The organism is Rhodococcus sp. 15-2388-1-1a, assembly GCF_002259145.1.
Taxonomy (GTDB): Bacteria; Actinomycetota; Actinomycetes; order Mycobacteriales; family Mycobacteriaceae; genus Rhodococcoides.
Window position 1 is genome coordinate 60,151 of the sequence record NZ_NPFP01000042.1, and the last position, 19,514, is coordinate 79,664.

At 63.7% G+C, this 19,514-nt stretch carries 19 protein-coding genes, 1 tRNA gene and 1 pseudogene; 13 read left to right on the forward strand and 8 right to left on the reverse strand.

Going from position 1 to position 19,514, the window contains the following annotated elements; genetic code table 11:
* Nucleotides 1-836: 836 nt before the first annotated feature.
* From CH302_RS30720 to CH302_RS23305, 3 genes and pseudogenes are all read right to left on the reverse strand, one after another.
* On the reverse strand, nucleotides 837-1,610 hold the full coding sequence (locus tag CH302_RS30720; protein WP_037187274.1) for a hypothetical protein: 774 nt from the start codon (nucleotides 1,608-1,610) through the stop codon (nucleotides 837-839).
* Nucleotides 1,611-1,677: 67 nt separating this feature from the next.
* Nucleotides 1,678-2,094, reverse strand: a pseudogene (locus tag CH302_RS30915) (DUF5642 family protein); the annotation flags it as partial.
* Nucleotides 2,095-2,322: 228 nt separating this feature from the next.
* Entirely contained in the window at nucleotides 2,323-2,712 is a 390-nt protein-coding gene (locus CH302_RS23305; protein WP_037187271.1) for a hypothetical protein, read from the reverse strand.
* Between the two features lie 119 nt (nucleotides 2,713-2,831).
* Between CH302_RS23305 and CH302_RS23310 the strand changes: the two genes are divergently transcribed.
* From CH302_RS23310 to CH302_RS30275, 5 genes are all read left to right on the forward strand, one after another.
* Complete coding sequence (locus CH302_RS23310; RefSeq protein WP_037187268.1) at nucleotides 2,832-3,500, forward strand: hypothetical protein; 669 nt, start codon at nucleotides 2,832-2,834, stop codon at nucleotides 3,498-3,500.
* 317 nt (nucleotides 3,501-3,817) lie between these two features.
* Entirely contained in the window at nucleotides 3,818-4,171 is a 354-nt protein-coding gene (locus CH302_RS23315; RefSeq protein ID WP_141216714.1) for a hypothetical protein, read from the forward strand.
* A gap of 49 nt (nucleotides 4,172-4,220) precedes the next feature.
* Nucleotides 4,221-4,355: a hypothetical protein gene (locus CH302_RS30725; protein ID WP_255138859.1), complete on the forward strand. Its 135-nt coding sequence runs from the start codon at nucleotides 4,221-4,223 to the stop codon at nucleotides 4,353-4,355.
* 308 nt (nucleotides 4,356-4,663) lie between these two features.
* Complete coding sequence (locus CH302_RS23320) at nucleotides 4,664-5,200, forward strand: hypothetical protein (RefSeq protein WP_141216715.1); 537 nt, start codon at nucleotides 4,664-4,666, stop codon at nucleotides 5,198-5,200.
* The gene (locus CH302_RS30275; protein WP_155292874.1) at nucleotides 5,197-5,334 is read left to right on the forward strand and encodes a hypothetical protein; all 138 of its coding nucleotides are present in this window, start codon (nucleotides 5,197-5,199) and stop codon (nucleotides 5,332-5,334) included. The genes CH302_RS23320 and CH302_RS30275 overlap by 4 nt, the downstream gene beginning before the upstream one ends.
* A 259-nt stretch (nucleotides 5,335-5,593) precedes the next feature.
* Here the strand turns inward: CH302_RS30275 and CH302_RS23325 are convergent.
* A tRNA-Ser gene (locus CH302_RS23325) sits at nucleotides 5,594-5,683 on the reverse strand.
* A 45-nt stretch (nucleotides 5,684-5,728) separates the two neighbouring features.
* On the reverse strand, nucleotides 5,729-6,241 hold the full coding sequence (locus CH302_RS23330) for a MarR family winged helix-turn-helix transcriptional regulator (RefSeq protein ID WP_052047305.1): 513 nt from the start codon (nucleotides 6,239-6,241) through the stop codon (nucleotides 5,729-5,731).
* A 77-nt stretch (nucleotides 6,242-6,318) separates the two neighbouring features.
* On the opposite strand from CH302_RS23330, the gene mgrA reads away from it, so the two are divergent.
* Nucleotides 6,319-7,353 carry an L-glyceraldehyde 3-phosphate reductase gene (mgrA, locus tag CH302_RS23335; protein WP_037187260.1) on the forward strand — a complete coding sequence of 345 codons (1,035 nt, stop codon included), beginning with the start codon at nucleotides 6,319-6,321 and terminating at the stop codon, nucleotides 7,351-7,353.
* Between the two features lie 35 nt (nucleotides 7,354-7,388).
* Complete coding sequence (locus tag CH302_RS23340) at nucleotides 7,389-8,378, forward strand: NAD(P)H-quinone oxidoreductase (protein ID WP_037188754.1); 990 nt, start codon at nucleotides 7,389-7,391, stop codon at nucleotides 8,376-8,378.
* Between the two features lie 106 nt (nucleotides 8,379-8,484).
* Here CH302_RS23340 and CH302_RS23345 read toward each other — a convergent pair whose 3' ends face one another.
* On the reverse strand, nucleotides 8,485-9,690 hold the full coding sequence (locus tag CH302_RS23345) for a cysteine desulfurase-like protein (protein ID WP_037187257.1): 1,206 nt from the start codon (nucleotides 9,688-9,690) through the stop codon (nucleotides 8,485-8,487).
* Nucleotides 9,691-9,865: 175 nt separating this feature from the next.
* Between CH302_RS23345 and CH302_RS23350 the strand changes: the two genes are divergently transcribed.
* From CH302_RS23350 to CH302_RS23370, 5 genes are read left to right on the forward strand one after another with little or no spacing between them, the layout of a single operon-like run.
* On the forward strand, nucleotides 9,866-10,462 hold the full coding sequence (locus tag CH302_RS23350) for a bacterial proteasome activator family protein (RefSeq protein ID WP_037187254.1): 597 nt from the start codon (nucleotides 9,866-9,868) through the stop codon (nucleotides 10,460-10,462).
* Between the two features lie 48 nt (nucleotides 10,463-10,510).
* The gene (wzm, locus tag CH302_RS23355; protein ID WP_037188751.1) at nucleotides 10,511-11,392 is read left to right on the forward strand and encodes a galactan export ABC transporter permease subunit Wzm/RfbD; all 882 of its coding nucleotides are present in this window, start codon (nucleotides 10,511-10,513) and stop codon (nucleotides 11,390-11,392) included.
* 11 nt (nucleotides 11,393-11,403) lie between these two features.
* Entirely contained in the window at nucleotides 11,404-12,246 is an 843-nt protein-coding gene (gene wzt, locus CH302_RS23360; RefSeq protein ID WP_052047304.1) for a galactan export ABC transporter ATP-binding subunit Wzt/RfbE, read from the forward strand.
* Nucleotides 12,227-13,141: a galactofuranosyltransferase GlfT1 gene (glfT1, locus tag CH302_RS23365; protein WP_037187250.1), complete on the forward strand. Its 915-nt coding sequence runs from the start codon at nucleotides 12,227-12,229 to the stop codon at nucleotides 13,139-13,141. The genes wzt and glfT1 overlap by 20 nt, the downstream gene beginning before the upstream one ends.
* A 51-nt stretch (nucleotides 13,142-13,192) precedes the next feature.
* Nucleotides 13,193-14,056, forward strand: a complete 864-nt coding sequence (locus CH302_RS23370; protein ID WP_037187247.1) for a TylF/MycF/NovP-related O-methyltransferase — start codon at nucleotides 13,193-13,195, stop codon at nucleotides 14,054-14,056.
* On the opposite strand, the gene CH302_RS23375 is transcribed toward CH302_RS23370, so the two are convergent.
* Entirely contained in the window at nucleotides 14,057-15,949 is a 1,893-nt protein-coding gene (locus tag CH302_RS23375; protein WP_082323462.1) for a glycosyltransferase, read from the reverse strand.
* 111 nt (nucleotides 15,950-16,060) lie between these two features.
* Nucleotides 16,061-17,044 carry a DUF418 domain-containing protein gene (locus CH302_RS23380; protein ID WP_037188744.1) on the reverse strand — a complete coding sequence of 328 codons (984 nt, stop codon included), beginning with the start codon at nucleotides 17,042-17,044 and terminating at the stop codon, nucleotides 16,061-16,063.
* Nucleotides 17,045-17,254: 210 nt separating this feature from the next.
* On the opposite strand from CH302_RS23380, the gene CH302_RS23385 reads away from it, so the two are divergent.
* Nucleotides 17,255-19,507 (forward strand): hypothetical protein, encoded by a 2,253-nt coding sequence (locus tag CH302_RS23385; RefSeq protein ID WP_230596141.1) that lies wholly within the window; start codon nucleotides 17,255-17,257, stop codon nucleotides 19,505-19,507.
* Nucleotides 19,508-19,514: the final 7 nt, after the last annotated feature.

Sequence of the window (19,514 nt, forward strand, 5' to 3'; positions counted from 1 at the left end):
GCGACGCCGTGAGCCAACATGTGACGTGGGCAGCTCGTCGGCAGGGCTCGATCGTGACCGGGTCACAACGGCCTCTGCCGATCAATCAAAGAACCTGAACTAGGAACGGAAAGTGTTCATATTCAGTTGTGCGGCAGTAACACGCAACTGACTATGAACCGAAGAACTCAACGATTCACTGAGGGTTCACGGAGTCGACAAGACAAAGGTCGGTCGGCACACCCATAGCTGCACGCTACAAGCAGCAGCGCTCGAACTGGTGACACACGCCGTCCGATCTCAACGACCGCCAGTACGGCGGACGATCTAGCCTACCGACACTCCCAGTTATGGGAAGAACGTGCTGAGGTGGCCTTTTGTCGGAGAGGCCGCGGGAAACAGAATTCTCATGGGCAACCGCGCATAAATGTGGAGTGACCACGCTCGGGCTTACGGGGCCTGATCTTGGTCGAAATTTTGTGTGTTGAGACGTGGGCGCGAAGCCATGACGCGAGTCAGGATGGCGGTGGCAAGATGCTCCGCACCAATCGCAGGGAGTTCGCGACGGCGGAACCGCCTCCAGGAGCGGCTACGGTGGGCAGTTGGTGTTTCGCATCGATCGACTATCTGGCCACCCTGCGACGTCGAACATTGCAACGGCATTGGGGTTCGGACCGGCGGTAACTCAGTTTTGATACCGAAGCCCGTCGACGATGACATCGAAGGTCGTGCGGCCCGGCGTATTGAGGTCCGCGACCAGCGAAGGCCCCGCTAGATCGCAGCACGTTCACGGGGCCTGACTTTTTGATCGGCCGGTCATGACTCGCCGACGTTGACGTCCGACTGTGCGTGGACGGTCACTCGTAGCCGAACTCTGCATAGCTTTCCACTGGTGCGCTCAGACAGTCCATCAATGCTGCGTCGATCGCCGACCATGTCTCCAGCTTGCTCGGTTGAAAAAGATCAGTCACATCCCATGCCGCGAGGTCGGGGTCGGACAGGTCCACCGCGACACCGTCGGAGAATGTCCGGACGAGGACGACAAGATCTTCCAGTCGCGGGATTCGCTCCGCCGGCAACGCGTTGAAATTCTGGTCGAGGAACGCGGGCTGCGGCGCTTCCGCTCGCACGGGGTCGGCGCTGACCGGGCGGAGACCCGTCGACGGGAGGAGCCCGCCGAGCTGAGTCCGGAGCCCGTCGTGGACACCGGTGTGGAAGCGGCCGATGTTATGGGACAGCCTGGACCAGAAGGGCGGGAGTGCGTCAGCCGGCGCGGGGAGGTAGCCGAAGCAGGCATCGACCTTGCGCACGGGCGAGGAGACAGAGAGTGCGTATACGAGTACAAGGCGAGCGGGAAACTCCCCGCCGGGGTACGCACGGCCGATCAGCACGTCGAGGCCACGACTTCGGATGTCTGCGACAGTGCCGGGAAGCCGGGATGGAAGCGCGGCTTCCCAGAGCTGGAGTGCTACTTGCACTGCGGCCGGACCCTCGATCTGCGCGACCGTGATCCATCCAGGCGGGATGATTGCTGCCTCCTCCGAGGTGAGGTCGGCGGGATCGACGATCTCCAGCCGCTCGAAGGGGCCAGACGTGGGCATCAGCGCCTCGAGCTGGTCGCAGAGTGACATCTCGTTCCTCCTTCTGAGCACCGGACAGGTCGAAACGCCAGCGTAGGCGTTTAAGGGATGCTGCGGCGGCGAGCAGTTCACGACCTGAATCCGGGTTCACGTACAGCTGCCCTGGCGAGGACTCCTCCCTCGGCAGGACGATCGCCGTCACCACGTGGGTGTCGTCGAGCCACGAGACGAACCCGTACTGGTCTGCGGACTTCCCATCCGCAGCGAAGGTCATCGTGCGGGTTCCGGTGCTGTCCGCGTCCGCAATGACGGCTGGCTCGGCGGGGACGAAGATCCCCTCGCCGGCCTCGCCGGTAAAACTGAACCTTGAGCAATCTGGCGAATCGGCCGGACGGCGCACTCTCGGCCTTGGCAACTCCTGCGCGGACAGCGTGACGAAGGAACCGGGCAGGGCAACACTGACAGACTCCACGGCCGTTCCTGCAGGGAGCATCTCGCCGCTCGAGCCCACTTTGCCGCACTCCGGCGGAGACACTGTCAGCGTGGGTTGCGGATTCCGCTGCCCCGAAGCAGCACCGCGCCATCAGCCCCGGAGCGTCACCGCGCCATCAGCACTGTGCGGAGGCGACGGCGAGCGCAGTCCGATCCGGCGCAACTGTCCATTTTCTAGCTTGGCAGTCGAGGTATCGCCTTACCAGCCCCGCATCCTCGACCGAATTCGCGGCGCGCCCGCCCAACCAAGCACGTCCCTGCAGAGAAGGGTCTACGGGTTGCCCTCGTCATCTGTTGTTCGGAGTTCCCTGTCTCCTGCGATGAGACTGTTCTCGAATCTCCCGTCCCTGCGGTTCCGCCACATGGTCTGGGCGCTGACAGCGACTGCGAGTGCGGCTACACCCAGGGCGACCACCAGAAAGTTCGACGGGTGTCGCCCCGTCAGCAGGGCGTTGGCGTTGGCGAAGGCTACGACAGCAAAAATGCCGCAGCTGAACGCGAGGACGTATTTGATAGTGATGGCCCGTTGGATTCGGAAGTTGCGGACTGCGTGGAGTAGCCGTTCTGCATCTTCTCGGGTGTAGTTGGAGATGAGTTGGCTTCGTAACCTGCGCATTTCAGTCTTGGCGTTTGCTGTGTTCGCGAGGTTGAAGACGTTCATCGGCTGCCCCTTCGGTCGATAGAGACTGTTGCAGGCTCTCGATGTCGACCAGTGTGGCATCGCGTCCCCTGAATCTCAGGGACCGTGCGCGCACAAACAGGCGGTGGTTTACTCGACGAATGAGCTGGTCGGTGCGGGGATGGTTTCAACGGCGACAGCGGCCAGCCGAACCGCCGCTGTCCGAGCAGGAACAAGGCGAGACGCCCGAGGCCCCGACCGCGCTCACACAGTTCTACGAGCATCAACGCATAACGTGGGAGAAGGCGAAGGCCGAGTTCGAGTCCCGCGAATGGCCCTTCCGAATCGTGGGAGATGTGTCGCAGTGGGCGCGTACTTGGCTCCCAGACGACCTCGACGACGCGTCGCCGACAGAGTTGGAAGCTGCGTACGTGCACGGTGAGATCCCGAGGATGCCGTTCACGCCCGGCGTTAGGCTGGAGGAAGTTGTGATCGCGAAGGCAGTCGAAGACGGCATCGTGACTCTTCCCATGCCTGGGAGACTGGCCAGAGCGTATGTGCTTCGAGACCCCATTACCGAGCTCGAAACTGCCGCGGGCTACGGACTGACAGTCGCGGACAGTTCAGTGCTGCAGATCCGCGCTGGCGCCGGCACGATCGAAATCGGAGAACTTGGTAATTCGGATGGTTCCCCGCTGCACGGCGCGGCCGCGATCGAGCGAATAGTCCACCAAGTCATCGACACCTTCGCTCAAGTGCGGCCCTTCCTCCACCACCCCTGGTACACGGACCGCAAGGCCATCAGGCCGTATCGTCAGCCAATACGATGAGCCGATCGAGCGTTGGGTGAGGTAATTCGTGGCAAAGGGCCGCGCTGACAAGCGAGAAGAAGTCGTTCCGAAGCGCGAACAACCGGATCGAGCGGTGGCGGACGAAGCCTGCGGTCGCGGAGACGGCCTGAAAGGTTGGCAACCATGTTCTGGAAATACGTGGTGTGGATCGTCAAATGCGTGGGCTATTGGATCGGCGCATTCATCGCCGGTGGTGCGTCCGGTGTGGGTGACCTAGGTCCTGCGCCCAAGCGGCCCCGGAGACAACGCACTTACCCCTACGACAAGACCTCCGACCCCAGGAAGGGACAGCACAGATGACGACCGCACGTCCGTCTAGCCCTCGCTGGCCCGCCATGCTGCTGTTAGTCATCTGGATAGGGTTCGTCCTGCTGGTCGGTATCGGATGGGCGCTCAGCATGCCGACTGGTGTCCGAATCGCGCTCTGGGCCACAACGATCGTGATCGGCACACCATTGCTCATCGCTACCGCCGAGTCGGCTCGAATTGTATTTCAGGACCTGAGCGCATGGCTCGAGGGCGACAGAGTGGTTGCGCCGTTGTCGCATGGTTTGGGTGTGTCGATTGCGGCATTCATCGCGGCGATCGTCGCGCATCCGAAGGTGACCGCCAAGGATGCGACAGCATGGCCGAAACCGTTGCGGTCCTGACCTTCTCGACCCATATCGGTGGTTCGGTATCGCCACGAGCACGCCAAGAATGACCAGAAGCCCTCTCCGTGAGGCGGAGAAGAACAGCTTCGAGGGCGACCTCGAGCACATCGATGTGGTGTTGCACGCAGACTGGCTCGAAAGGATCCAACGTGCGGCGTGGGCGATTTCAACGCTCTGGTGATCTGAGTGACGTCGATTTCGGTAAAGGACATGATTGTGGATTCCGATGTGGACATCGTCAGAGTGCTACACACGCGATGGGCCCGGAAGAGCGGTTGGCTCAAATTGATCGGACTCGTTCTTGGCGCTGGACTTGTGGCGACGAGTTCGATCGTGATGTACGAGGCGTACTCGAATACTGTTTTCGCGGTGGGAGTCGTCGCGGCCGGGGGGTTTGTGTTGTTCGGCGCATCGATGCTGGTCTTCGCTGGCCTTCCCCCTCGGCGTGCATCGCGTGCGGATGAGGTGGGGAATGGTCGTGTTTTCACCATGAACCCTCTCGGTCAATGGGCGTCGGCATTGTGGTTGTGGTCGGCGTTGGTCTCCTGTGGGCTGTGTTTCATCGGGATCGGGCTGAACCACGCGAGCAGGACCGGTGGTGGCTCGGACAACGGGATCTGGTGGTTGGTGCTCGGTGCCCTCGGGATCGGCGCGAGCATTTTCTCTCCTCTGAGGTACGTCGGGCGGTTTCGTATCGACATCGACGGCGATGGCATGCGTATGGAACTGGGCCGCGCATACAGCGGGTATGTGCGTTGGTCCGATGTCAGCGCGATCGAACCGTCCGATCGCGGGCGCTATCCACTCGACCTCGTGCTCGAGCCAGGTGTTCGTGTCGAGAACACCTCACCGTGGTCGTCGCTGTACCGGTTGGGGCCGGGAATCATCACCGAAGCGTCGCCTTTCCAAGACGGCTACGTACGCCTCGAATGCGGCGGATGGACGAGCGAGACGAGCGCACTTCTGGAAGAGATTGCCTACCACGTGATCGCGGAGGATCCCACCGAACAGGAAGCGGACTCATGAGGAAGCCGGACATCGTTGTGTACGCCGTTCTGGTCGTGATCGCAGTTCTCGCTGTGCTGTTCATAGCCTTCTCCGAGTCCGAGCATGTTTTCGGACTCTTCCTCAGCATCAGCACTTTTCGCGCATACATATAGTTCAGGCTTGTCGAGGTACTCACCCGCGAGCGCGGCAGTAGTAAACCGACGCTGGGTCTACCGTCTCGTGCCGTCAGCCCGCGTCAGACGCACCCGCACCTCGTATCGGATGTCCCCACTCGGGAGCGCAAACTTCATCCACGCCTTTCCGCAACGCTATGGCGCGGTCCTACCGAGGACGTGTCACATGTGTGGCATACCGGAGCGTGGCCAGGTGCTTCGATGTCAGGGGCGGTTTGTCTAAACCGCCCCTGACATGTGGCGGAAGCGGAGGGATTTGAACCCCCGGACGCTTTTACACGTCTCTCGCTTTCAAGGCGAGTGCATTGGGCCGCTCTGCCACGCTTCCGTGTGCGATCTTAAACGGCCGAGCGCACCGAGTCCCAATCGCCCCTCATCGCCGCGGTGTCGAGCCGGACGCGTCCATCGCGGCGTCGACCTTCTCGAAGATGTCGCCCAGCACCTCGAGTTCGTGGGGCGAGAGGATGTCGACGAGGTGTTGACGGACGCCGCGGACGTGGGTGGGTGCCGCCTCCGTCAATCGCCGACGGCCCTCGTCGGTGATCACCGCGAGCACGCCTCTGCCGTCGTTGACGCAGGTACTGCGAGACACCATGTCCTGGAGTTCCATTCGCCTGATCTGATGCGTCAGGCGACTTCTGGAGGACAGGACACCGTCGGCCAGCTCACTCATTCTGATGGAGCCGTCGACCGATTCCGACAACATCACCAGGATGCGGTATTCGGCCATCGACAGATCGTGGCGATCCTGCAGATCCTTGTTCAATACCCCCATCAATCGTTGCCCGCCGTCCATATAGGCGCGCCATGCTTTCATTTCCGCAGTATCGAGCCACTGCGGGTCCCCCCCGGGACCAATGGCTAGTTCGGCCGTCACGCGTGTCATCTTAGGCAGGAAATCTACCCACGAGTAGGTTGACGCGGTTCGAGGCCCTGTTCGGTACAGCGCCCTAAGGTCGAAGAATGACCGATCCCAACATCGACCCGCCGTACGTTGCCGCCGCCGACCGCTACGAGTCTATGCTCTTCCGCCGAGTGGGCTCACGTGGCCCCCGACTTCCGGCGGTGTCGCTGGGACTGTGGCACAACTTCGGTGACGACGTACCGCTGATGAACCAGCGCGCAATCCTGCGTCGCGCATTCGATCTGGGTATCACGCACTTCGATCTGGCCAACAATTACGGCCCGCCGTACGGCAGCGCGGAGAAGAACTTCGGTCGCATCTTCGCGGAGGATTTTGCCGGATATCGCGATGAGCTGATCATCTCCAGCAAGGCCGGCTGGGACATGTGGCCCGGCCCCTACGGCTTCGGCGGCTCCCGCAAATACCTCCTGTCCTCGCTCGAACAATCGCTGACCCGGATGCGACTCGACCACGTCGACATCTTCTACAGCCACCGCCCCGACCACGACACCCCGATCGAAGAGACTGCGGGCGCACTGATCAGCGCTGTGCAGCAGGGCAAAGCCCTGTACGCGGGCATCAGCTCGTACAAGCCCGAGGGCACGCAGAAGATGGCGGACCTGCTCGCCGATGCGGGTGTTCCCCTGCTGATCCATCAGCCGAGTTATTCGATGGTCAATCGCTGGATCGAGCCCGAATTGCTCGGCACCCTCGATGCGGTCGGCGCGGGCGTCATCGCCTTCTCACCTCTGGCGCAGGGCATGCTCACCGACAAGTACCTCGACGGCGTCCCGTCGAATTCGCGCGCAGCGCAGGGTAAATCACTGAATCCGGACTGGCTCACCGATGACCACATCGGGCATCTCCGGGCGTTGAACGACATCGCCGCCACTCGCGGCCAATCCCTCGCGCAACTCGCCCTGAGCTGGGCCCTGCGCGACCCGCGCGTGACCTCGGTACTGATCGGCGCATCGAGCGTCGAACAGCTGGAGAACAACGTGGCGGCATTGAAGAACCTGGACTTCACCGAGACCGAACTCGCCGAGATCGACACGCATGCCGAGGACTTCGGGATCAATCTCTGGGACCTGTAGGAGTGCCTGCGGCAGTGGAGGCGCACTATGGAGACATGCGTGCCATCACACTCAGAGAATTCGGCGATCCCGACGTCATGGAATGGACCGAGGTCCCCGACCCACGTCCGAGCCGCGGGCAGGTGATCGTCGATGTTTCGGCCACCGCCGTCAACCGCGCCGATCTGATGCAGCGTCAGGGCAATTACCCGCCGCCTCCGGGTGCCAGTGACATCCTCGGTCTCGAGTGCTCGGGCATCATCTCCGAACTCGGCGAGGGCGTCAGCGGCTGGAACGTCGGCGACAGGGTCTGCGCTCTGTTGGCCGGCGGTGGCTACGCCGAGCAGGTCGCCGTACCCGCCACTCAGCTGTTTCCCATTCCTCGGGGCCTCGATCTACATGTGGCAGCGGCACTTCCGGAGGTCGCCTCCACAGTGTGGTCCAACCTGGTGATGGATGCACACATGCGTTCGGGGCAGGTACTGCTCGTTCACGGCGGCGGCAGCGGAATCGGCACTCACGCAATCCAACTGGCCAAACAGATGGGCGTGACCGTCGCCGTCACCGCCGGATCGAAGTACAAGCTGGACATGTGCGCCGATCTCGGAGCCGACATCCTGATCGACTACAAGGACCAGGATTTCGTCACCGAGATCCGTTCACAGACACAGGATCACGGTGCCGACCTGATTCTGGACAACATGGGAGCGAAGTACCTCGACCGCAACCTCGACGCATTGGCCATGGACGGCACCGTCGTCACCATCGGTATGCAAGGCGGCGTGAAGGGCGAGCTGAACTTCGGAAAACTCCTCGCCAAGCGTGGCTCGGTACACGCAGCCGGCTTGCGTGGCCGACCCGAAACCGGGCCGTCGAGCAAAGCGAACATCGTCGCAGACATGACCGCACACCTGTGGCCGATGATCTCCGAAGGCCGCGTCACCGCCGTCGTGCACGCCGAGATCCCGATAACCGAAGCAGCGCAAGGACATCGAATGCTCGACGAGGCCGAGACCATCGGGAAAGTGATCCTGCGAATCCAGTAGCGCGCAGGTCGGCGGTCGTGCGCGGAACCTCGTAGTGGGCTACGAGGCCGGAGTGGAGCCTGCGGAACGACCCGGAGGCTCCTCGTGCACGTGCGGCGAAGCCGCTCTAGAGGGCGAGCGCAGTGAGCGCTTTGACGAGCTGATCGATCTCGTAGCGGGTGGTGTACGGAGCCAGACCGATGGTGACGGCACCACCCTCGTCGTTGACGCCCAACGCGTCGAGCAACCGACTGCCACCGTGGACTCCGCTGACACTGCCGATTCTGGCCTGCGCGAGTTGCTCGGACACCTTCACCGCGGGCATGCCCTCGACGGTGAAGCTCAGGGTGGGGATGCGCGTCGGTGCGTTGCCCAGCACCATGACGTGGTCGAGAGAATCGAGCGCCTTCATCAGGTAATCGAAAAGACCGTCGTGGTAGTGCTGCAACGATCCGATCGACAGTTCGAGGCGCTCGCGACGCGTCCCGGTGGCTGCGTCGTCCAGATTTGCCAGGTAGTCGATGGACGAGACCACGCCCGCCAACAATGCGTACTGATGGGCGCTGACCTCGAGCCTCTCGGGTCCCTTGGCCGACGGGTTCAACGACATCGACGGCAGCTGTTCCAGGAGCGTCGGGTCGCGGAAGATCAGCGCACCGACCGACGGCCCACCCCACGCGGCCGTGTCGATCGCGACGATGTCGGCCCCGAGTTCCTTGATGTCGACGTGGGCGTACGGGGCAGCTCCGGCCGCGTCGACCACGATCAGGCCACCGACCTCGTGCACCAGATCCGCCGCGACCCGAACATCGGGCGCACTACCGACGATCGGCGACGCCGCGGTGACCGCAACGAGCCGAGTGGTGGAGGTGATCAGGTCGTCGAACTGCCAGGTGGGCAACTCGCACGTATCGATCTCGACCTCGGCCCATCGCACGTGCGCGCCCGAGCGGCTGGCGACCCGCAGCCACGGTGCAACGTTCGCTTCCTCGTCCAGACGCGAGAGCACCAGACCGGTTCCCAGCCCCAGCCGCGAGCTCATCGAATCCGCGAGCCAGGACAGCAGCGTCGCGCGGTCCGGACCGATGACCACGCCGGACGGGTAGGCACCGACCAGGTCGGCGATCGCGACGCGAGCAGATTCCAGCAGAGCTGCACTGCGCTTGGCCGAGGTGTTGCCGGCCGAATGATTGGAGGCACTGTGCCGAAATGCGGTGGACACAGCGGTCGACACACGGTCCGGGATCAGCATGCCCAGCTGAGGGTCGAGATGAATCCACCCGTCACCGAGCGAGGGGATGGAACCTCTCACTCGTGCGACGTCGTAACCCATGCCGGACACTCTAAGCGCCGACCGGTGAAGCATGTGTTCCACGTCCTGTTTCCCCAGGGAACGGTTGCCCACCTCGCACGCTCGATCCTCCCGGCCTCCACTGTTCCCGACGACCGAACCAGGATAATCGCCCCGGACGATCGCGCAACGGCGAGCGACGCGTAAAGATGGATATATGACTCAATCCGAGCCGAACAGCGCATCCGAGGACCATGTCGTTGTGATCGGCCCCAATGGAGAACCACTCGCCCTGAGCCGCGAGGAAGCGACGGCCGCTGCGGCTCGCGCCGCCGGATCCTCCGCGAACGACGGATCGGACGATGGCTCGGGCCTGTCGGAGATGGTCGAGCAGCCCGCGAAGGTGATGCGCATCGGCACGATGATCAAGCAACTTCTCGAGGAGGTGCGCGCCGCACCGCTCGACGACGCGAGCCGGACGCGGCTCAAGGAAATCCACAAGTCGTCTATCCACGAACTCGAACAGGGCCTCGCACCGGAACTGCGCGACGAACTCGAGCGCCTGGTACTGCCCTTCGGAGACGACGTGGTCCCCACCGACGCGGAACTGCGCATCGCGCAGGCTCAGCTCGTCGGCTGGCTCGAAGGCCTCTTCCACGGCATCCAGACGGCCCTGTTCGCTCAGCAGATGGCCGCGCGGGCTCAACTCGAACAGATGCGGCAGGGTGCGTTGCCTCCCGGTGTGATGGGCGCTCCGGGTGGCGGCCAGGGTGGCGGGGGCCACGGCGGCGGCGGTACCGGCCAGTATCTGTAGCAAGCTCGGAATGAGCGCAGTCTCCGAAGAGAGGTAGTGTCGACCGTCGTGTCGGCACCAGCGAAGGATCCCGAGAGCGAGGCAGGAGCTCACATGACTGCTCCGGTTTCGGACTCACAGACTTATCGGCGCGCTTTCGGCGACCTGAGAACCGGTTTCAGCCAGCGCGAACTGTGGCTGCATCTCGGCTGGCAGGACATCAAGCAGCGGTATCGCCGGTCGGTGATCGGTCCGTTCTGGATCACCATCGCCACCGGTGTGCAGGCAATCGCCATGGGTTTGCTGTATTCGGTTCTGCTCAACATCGATCTGCGCGAGTTCCTGCCGCACGTCACTGTCGGCTTGATCGTTTGGGGTCTGATCAGTGCCGCGATTCTCGAAGGCGGAGACGTCTTCGTCGCGAACGAGGGACTGATCAAACAGCTGCCGAGCGCGTTGAGTGTGCACGTCTATCGCCTGGTGTGGCGCCAGCTGTTGCTGCTCGGCCACAACATGCTGATCTACGTGATCATCATCGCGATCTTCTGGCCGCCCGGCGGGCTGCACTGGACCGTGATCTTCGCGATCCCCGCGCTGGTTCTGATCCTGCTGAACGCGGTGTGGGTATCGATCCTGTTCGGCATCGTCGCCACCCGCTACCGCGACATCGCACCGATCCTGAACAGCTTCGTCACGCTGATGTTCTTCATGACGCCGATCGTGTGGACCACCTCGGGACTCGAGTCGATGGGCGGCGAGGCCGCGAACCGCGCCAAGCTCGTCGAGATCAACCCGCTCTTCCATTACCTCGACATCATCCGGGCCCCATTGATCGGCGAGGATCAGCAGGCGTACCACTGGTACATCGTGCTCGGCTTCACCGTCGTCGGATGGGCGCTGGCCATCGTCGCACTCAAGAAGTACCGGGCCCGCGTGCCCTACTGGGTTTAGGGGTATTCGAGTTGTCCATCAGCATCAGCACCCACGACGCGTGCGTCGACTTCCCGATCTTCGACGCCAAGACGCGGTCACTGAAGAAGGCGTTCCTCGGCAAGGCCGGCGGTGCCATCGACCGCAACTCCTCCGACGTCGTCGTCGTCGAAGCTCTCAAGAACATCACGATGAACCTCAAGGACGGCGATCGCGTCGGACTGGTGGGACACAACGGTGCGGGCAAGTCGACGCTGCTGCGTCTGCTCTCGGGCATCTACGAGCCGACGCGGGGCAGCGCCACCATCCGCGGCCGCGTCGCGCCGGTGTTCGATCTGGGCGTCGGTATGGACCCGGAGATCTCGGGCTACGAGAACATCATCATCCGCGGCCTGTTCCTCGGGCAGACCCGCAAGCAGATGCTCGCGAAGATGGACGAGATCGCCGACTTCACCGAACTCGGCGACTACCTCGACATGCCGCTGCGTACCTACTCGACGGGCATGCGCGTGCGCGTCGCGATGGGCGTGGTCACCAGCATCGATCCGGAGATCCTGCTGCTCGACGAGGGCATCGGAGCCGTCGACGCGGAATTCATGAAGAAGGCTCGGCTTCGCCTGCAGGAGTTGGTGAAACGATCGGGAATCCTGGTGTTCGCCAGCCACTCCAACGAATTCCTGGCCCAGCTGTGCGACACCGCGATGTGGATCGATCACGGTCAGGTGCGGCAGCAGGGCGGGATCGAGGACGTGGTGCGCGCATACGAGGGCAATGACGCGGGAGACCACGTCGCGCAGATCCTGAAAGAGATCGAGCGGGAAGACGCAGCGGGAGTGACGCCTGCGGAACGACCGGATGGGCAAGCCGGTGCCTGACCGGATCATCGGGGTCATCGTCACGCACAAGCGACGTGAGTTGTTGGCTCTCTCGCTCGACGTCATCGGCGCACAGACGCGTCCGCTCGATCATCTGGTCGTCGTCGACAATGCCGACGAGCCGGCCGTACGCGAACTGGTGGAATCGATCGACCTGCCGGCGACGTATCTCGGTTCGCAGCACAATCTGGGCGGCGCAGGCGGGTTTGCCCTCGGAATTCTGTATGCGCTCTCGCTCGGTGCGGATTGGGTGTTCCTCGCCGACGACGACGGGCGCCCCGAGGGCCCGAAGGTACTCGAGACTCTCTACGACTGCGCCCTCACCCACGGATTGGACGAGGTCTCCCCCGTCGTCTGCGACATCGCTGACCCGGACCGGTTGGCCTTTCCGCTACGTCGCGGCGTCGAGTGGCGTCGGCTGCGTTCGGAATTGATCGACCCCGAGAATCCCGATGACGACCTCCTCGAAGGCATCGCATCGCTGTTCAACGGAGCACTGTTCAAGGCGTCGACGATCGACGCGGTCGGCGTGCCCGATCTACGGCTGTTCGTGCGCGGCGACGAGGTGGAAGTACACCGTCGATTGCAGCGCTCGGGCCTGAAGTTCGGCACCTGCCTCACTGCGGCCTACGTCCACCCCAACGGGGCCGAGGAGTTCAAGCCGATCCTCGGTGGCCGGATGCACACGCAGTACCCGGACGACGCGACCAAGCGCTACTTCACGTACCGCAATCGCGGCTACCTGATGTCGCAGCCCGGCATGCGAAAGCTGCTGCCGCAGGAGTGGATTCGCTTCACCTGGTTCTTCCTGATCACCACCCGCAACCCGAAGGGTCTGGCCGAGTGGTTCCGGTTGCGCGGGCTGGGGCGTCGGGAACACTTCCGCCGACCCTGACGCTGCCTCCAAGGGGTGCGCGCACCCACGTGATACCGCTACCGTGTGCCCATGACGGAACCTCGGAAGCTCGCTGATCGCATCAAGTCGTCGGCACGGGAGAAGCTTCAACGAGCGATCGGCGAGGTTCTGGCTCAGCAGACCGCCCAGCTGGCCGAGCAGACCAACGATCAGCAGGCGAAATTGCTCGACGTCCTCGAACGCCAACGCCGTGAGATCGACGATCTCCACGCTTTCATCCGCGGCCTCGAAATGCGGATGCGTCGCGACATCCCGTACGCGTCCGACGTCGAAGCGGCCGCTCAGAGCGCCGAATTCGCCGAAGAGATGATGCCGCAGGCCCCGACGTTCCTGCGGCCGCACGCCACGCTGCGATTCGCGCTCGGCGAGGTCTCCATTCGCGGCATGGCCCTCGAATTCGGGGTCGCCAGCGGCACGACGCTCGAGATCATCGCCGAGGAATTGAGCGCGCGCAAGGACATCACCGTCGTCGCCGGATTCGACGTGTTCTCCGGCCTTCCCGAGGCCTGGCGTACGGGCTTTCCGAAAGGACTGTTCGAGCAGGATACCATCCCCGAGGTGCCCGGGGCGCAGATCGTCCCCGGTCTGTTCGAGGACTCGCTTCCGGGCTTCCTGAAAGGTCACCACGAGAAGTTGGCGTTCCTGCACCTGGACGCAGACCTGTACTCGTCGACGGTCACCGTGCTGGATCTGGTGGCCGACCGACTCGCGGTGGGCACCGTCATCGTGTTCGACGAGTACTTCAACTTCCCCGGCTGGCGCAACCACGAGTACCGGGCGTGGACGGAATTCGTCGCACGCACCGGTACCGAGTTCGACTACCTGGGTTACACCGCCGACAACGAGCAGGTCGTCGTGCGCATTCGCACAGCGCCCGTCGTCGGCTCGAAATAGCTACTGGCCGTACAGGCGAGCCCAGTTCTCTCGGCTCGTCAATTTCGGCACGGCGGCACGGTACGAGGCAGCAACCGTCGGCGTCTCGATGCGCAAACGCTTGAGTGCGGTCACCCCGCGCTTGAGCAGCTCGGACGCATGCGCCTTGTTGCGCTTGCGAACTCGCACACCTTCCTGCGAGCGATCGGTGACGATCGCGTGCGAGAACAGCGAGACGTGCCACCAGTGCGCGTCGTCCGCGGAGATGGCAACAGGACCGGGATTCACCGTGCCGCGCCACTGGTTGAGCACGCGCTTGGCCAGGACGGCGAATTCCATGCTCTTCTTCGGCGGTGGGCCCGCCGGAGTGATGAACATATCCGCCGGACGCACTCCGGGAACGTCGTTCGCGTTGTGGCGCTTGGTTTCTCCGTATGCGGCACGTTCACGCCGGATGGAACCGGCAGCGTCCATTCCGCCGTCGAGCAGATGATCGGGGCCGGCCAGAAAGTCCTCGACGGCCTTGATCAGCGTGTACGCCATGCCGTACTGCATCGACACCAGGTACCGCAGCAGATCGGTGAACAGCTGCTTGGCGAGCGCGCGCCCGTCGAGTTCGATGTGCAGGGCCGCGGTGATCATGCCGTTGCGCAGGTTGAAGTAGCGGTGCCACTCGTCCCAGTCCTTCCACGCGAAGTCGGCATGCCACACCGCTGCGCCCGGAAGCGTTACGGTAGCGAATCCGTTTGCACGAGAACGGTATCCGTACTCGATGTCGTCCCACTGGAAGAACAGTGGCAGCGGGTAGCCGACCTGCCCGACGATCTCGGACGGAATGAGGCACGACCACCACCCGTTGTAGCCGGCGTCGACGCGGACGTCCTGCTGCCGCTTGCGCTTGAACGCACTCTTGTCCGAGATCGCATTCTTGACGTGCACTCCGGCTTCGAGCTTCTGCAGGTTGGCCACCTCGGCACCGACATGCACACGATCGGGGTGCAGCAGGTACAGCATCTGCGCGCCGATGATCGCCGGCTCGACGGTCATGTTGGCGAACGAGTTCATGCGCACGATCGCCTCGGGCTCGCACAGCACGTCGTCGTCCATGAAGATCACGTTGGCCGGATCGCCGCCCTTGCCCTGCACCTCGTAGAGGCCACGGGTGAACCCGCCTGCCCCGCCGAGGTTGGGCTGAGTGATGTAGACGAGCTTGTCACCGAGCTCGGCCGCGACGCGCTGGAACTTCTCGCGCGTCTGCACCTGATCGGTGCCCTGATCGACGACGTAGACGTTGTCGACCCCGAGCAGAGCGATGGGATCGTCGGCCATGGCAGCGACGGTGTTGGCGCAGTCGTCGGCGCGATTGAACGTGCAGATCACCACCGAGGTGGGACGCAGCTTCTCCGGCGCGGCGACGGTCCATTCCGCGTCCTGCACCGACAACTCACTCGACGTGGTGGTGAAGCGGACGTACAGCGCGCCGCCGTCGAGGAACTGCGTCGTGGCGACGGGAACGGCCAATTGGGTCGACGCGTTCGCGGAATCGACCGTTGTACTGGCCATCGTGCGCTCGTGACCCTTGTAGTCCGTGGCCACCAGATCGATCCGACCCGCACCGGCGACGGTCGCCCGGAACACCACCTCGGTGACGGTGGTCCACCGCTGCCAGTAGCTGGCCGGGAACCGTCCGAAGTAGCTGTTGGTGTGCAGCACGCTGCGCTTGGCGATACGAACGCCCGTGCGGGTGCGCTCGGCATTGCCCTTGCCGACCGAGCTGTACATATCGGCACTGACCAGGGGCGACGGACCGTCGAACAGCAGTCTCTGAACTGTCAGTTCGGGCTCACCGTCACCGCCGGCAACAGCCGACACATCCGATGCGGAGCCGAGACGATCGAGAGCAGTGCCGTCCATACCGAGAAGTACCCCATCCGGTTCGAGTAATGACAGTTCGAGCGATGAACATGTGCGGCCGTGTCGACAAGAAGACCACTGACCATGGTTGCACAGCCCCCGACCGATCCGTCAGACGCACGCCGCGCCGAGTTCTGTCGTCCGAGCCGAACGGCGACGGAAGGGTGGCCGATTTCGCCAGGTCAAAGCCCGAAGGACCCATTCGAGCGGTCCATAGCGGAAGTGCGACAACCAGATACGGCTCAGCACGGACTGAACGGTGATCACGACGAGTGCGATGCCGAGCGCGGGGTACACCGACTCGGCCTCGAACAATCCGAACCCCCAGGCAGCGGCCAGTACGACGAACGACGCGGATACGTAGTTCGTCAGGGACATCTTGCCGAGTGGATCGAACACGGCTCGCAGCCCAGCGCGGATCGGGGCCCACTGCCACGCGAGCGCGAGGATGCCGATGTATGCCAGCGCCATGGCCAGACCGGCTCGAGCACCGGGAAGAGAGAAGCGTGGATCACCGGCGCCCGCAGAGATGTAGGACATCATCAGCGGTATCGCGGCCACGCCCGCCACGCAGGTCAGCACCAACCCCGGCACCGCGGACTTCTCCATCATCGCCGGTACTCCCAGCTGTGCAGCGCCCGCCCCCACGAGCAGCAAACCCGGCAACGAGTCGAACCCACCACCGAAGAAACCGAAGCTCGCGACGGTCAAGGCGCAGCCCACGACCACGTTGACGAGGGCCGGTGCCCACACGACCAACGGCATCACAATCAGTCCGACGATCGCATACGCGCGGAGAATGTCACCTCCGTACGCCAGCGAGTGCACCACCCCGATCAGTCCCAGTCCGAGCATTCGGAACATCAGCGGCTGCCACGCACCCACACCGCGTCGACGCGCACCGTCGGCGATCAGATACATGGACACCCCGAACAACAGGGTGAAGATCGGAACGAACCGGGATTGCACCGTGTAGTCGAGCAAGCCCCCGCCTGTTGTTTCGGCGGAGATCTCGGTGATGTCCAGGACGTTGACGAGCAAAATCCCGAACAGAGCGAACCCGCGAAGCGAGTCCATGAAGTGGTATCGAGTCATGATGAACAGTCTTCGGTCTCGGCGGTCGATCCACATCGGCCCAGCGGATGGTCTCGATCATCCGAGCGAATGATCGACGGTGACTCTCGCGACCGATGGAAACCTTGTCGACCGGCGACGACACCGCTCGTCCGCACGCCGCGGTTTCGGTTCCCGGCCACCTCGAGAGATACAGTCGAGTGTCTTTGCCCGAACTCACGGAGTTGACCCTTGACCCCCACGGATACCCCGATCGTGCGCGCCGCCCTGCCCGACAGCAGGAGAGAGCGCCTCGTGTGGGGAGCAGCGGTCGCTGCAGTCGTCGTCCTCGGTTATCTCCTGGTTCTCAGCGTCGATCCCCGGTTCTTCTACATCGACGACACCGAATCGGGTGCCGTACCCAACTGGCTTCAACTCGGACGCATCATGCGCGACGGGCAATTCCCCTCGCTGGTGCTCGATCAGTGGATGGCAGGAAACTATCCCGTCGAGGGCCAGGGCGGCCTGTGGAACCCGGTGCAAATGGCGATCAATTACATCTCGCCGTCGATCGACAACCTGGTACTGCTGGCCACGGTCGTCAAACTCGGCTTCTCGATTCTGTTGGCCTGGGGCGTCTTTCGAGTCGCTCTCGCCTACGGTGCCCGAGCCAACTGGGCCGCGGTCGCCGGTGCCAGCGCACCGTTCGTCGGCTTCACGCTGTTCTTCGAGAACACCTCGTGGGTGACCGCACTGATGGGCACCGCGTGGATCATGAACGCGTGGGCGAGCTCGGTGTCCTACGCCCGCGGTCGCAGCGGCCCGATCGTGCCGTTCGTCTTTCTCTACCTCGCCATCAGCGTGGGATACGTCCACGCCGCGGTGATGGCCGGAGTGATGATCGGATCCGTCGCCATCGGCGAACGACTGTTCCAGCGGCTGTGGCGTCCGGCACTGAAGGTGTGCGCGGTGGGCATCGCTGCCGCGGCCTGCGGAGCCGTCACCTTCCTGCCCGGAGTGCTCACGTCCGCGGTCACCTGGCGTAGCGGCGACGAAGGCACGTTCAACGACAACTTCCTGACGGCGCCGTGGTCGGAATCGCTCACCGCGAGCATCCCGACCGCCGTGACGAGTATCGAATCCTGGGCGGGCGAGACCACCGAGTCGCCGGTCACCTACATCGCCTGGTTCGTCGTCCCCGCGCTGGCGTTCATCGCCTGGCGTCGGGTGCCCGCGGCTCTGCGCGAGCTGGCTGCCCCGCTGATCATGCTGGCGTTCGCCCTGATCTTCACCGCAGGTCCCAGCGACATCGGGCCGATCCGCTGGCCCGCCCGCATTCTGCCGTTCGTCGCCCTCGTCGCACTGATTCTCGTGGTCACTCTGATCAGCCGGTACGGAACTCTGGACAAGCTGCGGCCACGGCTGCTCGCGGCCGGTCTGCTGACGCTGGTGCTGCTGCTGCGCGCTGGTTCGTCGGGCCCGGAGTACTTCGGTCGCCACGTCCTCGCTGCCCTGGCGATCCTGCTCGTCGGCGCGCTCGCACTGCTGCTGGCCCACCGGTTCTCCACCCGGGCGACGGCGGCGCTGCTCCTCGTCACGATCGCACCGGTCGCGATGTACCAGGTGGCAACCTACGAACCACCCTTCGACAAGTGGTGGCTGCCCGCGTCCCAGTCCGAGGCCAAGGCCGAGTTCCCGCAGTGGCAGGGCGCGACCCTGCAACTCGGCAGCCGTGCGCTCACCGAGACCGCAGCCGACGGACCCGACGACCCCCGGCTGCCCTGGCACTCCCAGGTGTACGGCAACTCCGCCAAGATCATGGGCCTGGACTACGTCAACGCCTACACTCCCGTCGGCTATCTCGACTTCGCCAACCTGCTGTGCTTCGAGCACGAGGGATCGACCTGCACGGCCGCCTTCCAGCGAGTCTTCGAGATCGAGCCGTACACCGGCAAGACGTACGCCGATCTGATGCAACTCGATCGAATCGTGCTGCAGAAGAACCAGTATCCGCTCGCGAACTCCCGGCCCGCACCCGCAGGCTGGATGTGGGTGACCGCTCCCACGCCCGAGTCCGCTCGCCAGATCTACGTCCTCGAACGCGTCGACGGGTTGATTCCCGCGTCGTCGGGACGCGTCGTCGCGACCGTGAACGCCACGGCCGAACCCCGATCGTCCGACGCGGACTCGGAGCACGTCGACGTCAGCGCACCCAACGGCGGCAGCGTCGTGTTCTCGCGTCTGGCCTGGCCCGGCTACACCGCGACACTGAACGGTGAAGAGCTGCAGACGAAGGGACTGGCCGACATCTTCCTGTACGTCGACCTGCCACCCGGCACCGAGAACGCAGACCTGCAGATCACCTTCCGGCCGCCCGGCGAACGACTCGGACTGGCCGCGATGGCGGGCGGAGTGATCGTCCTGGTCGGGCTCGTGGTGCTCGATGTGCAACGACGCCGAAGCTCGAATTCTCCGGAGTTCGGCAGTACGACGTCCAGCAGATAAGGTCAGA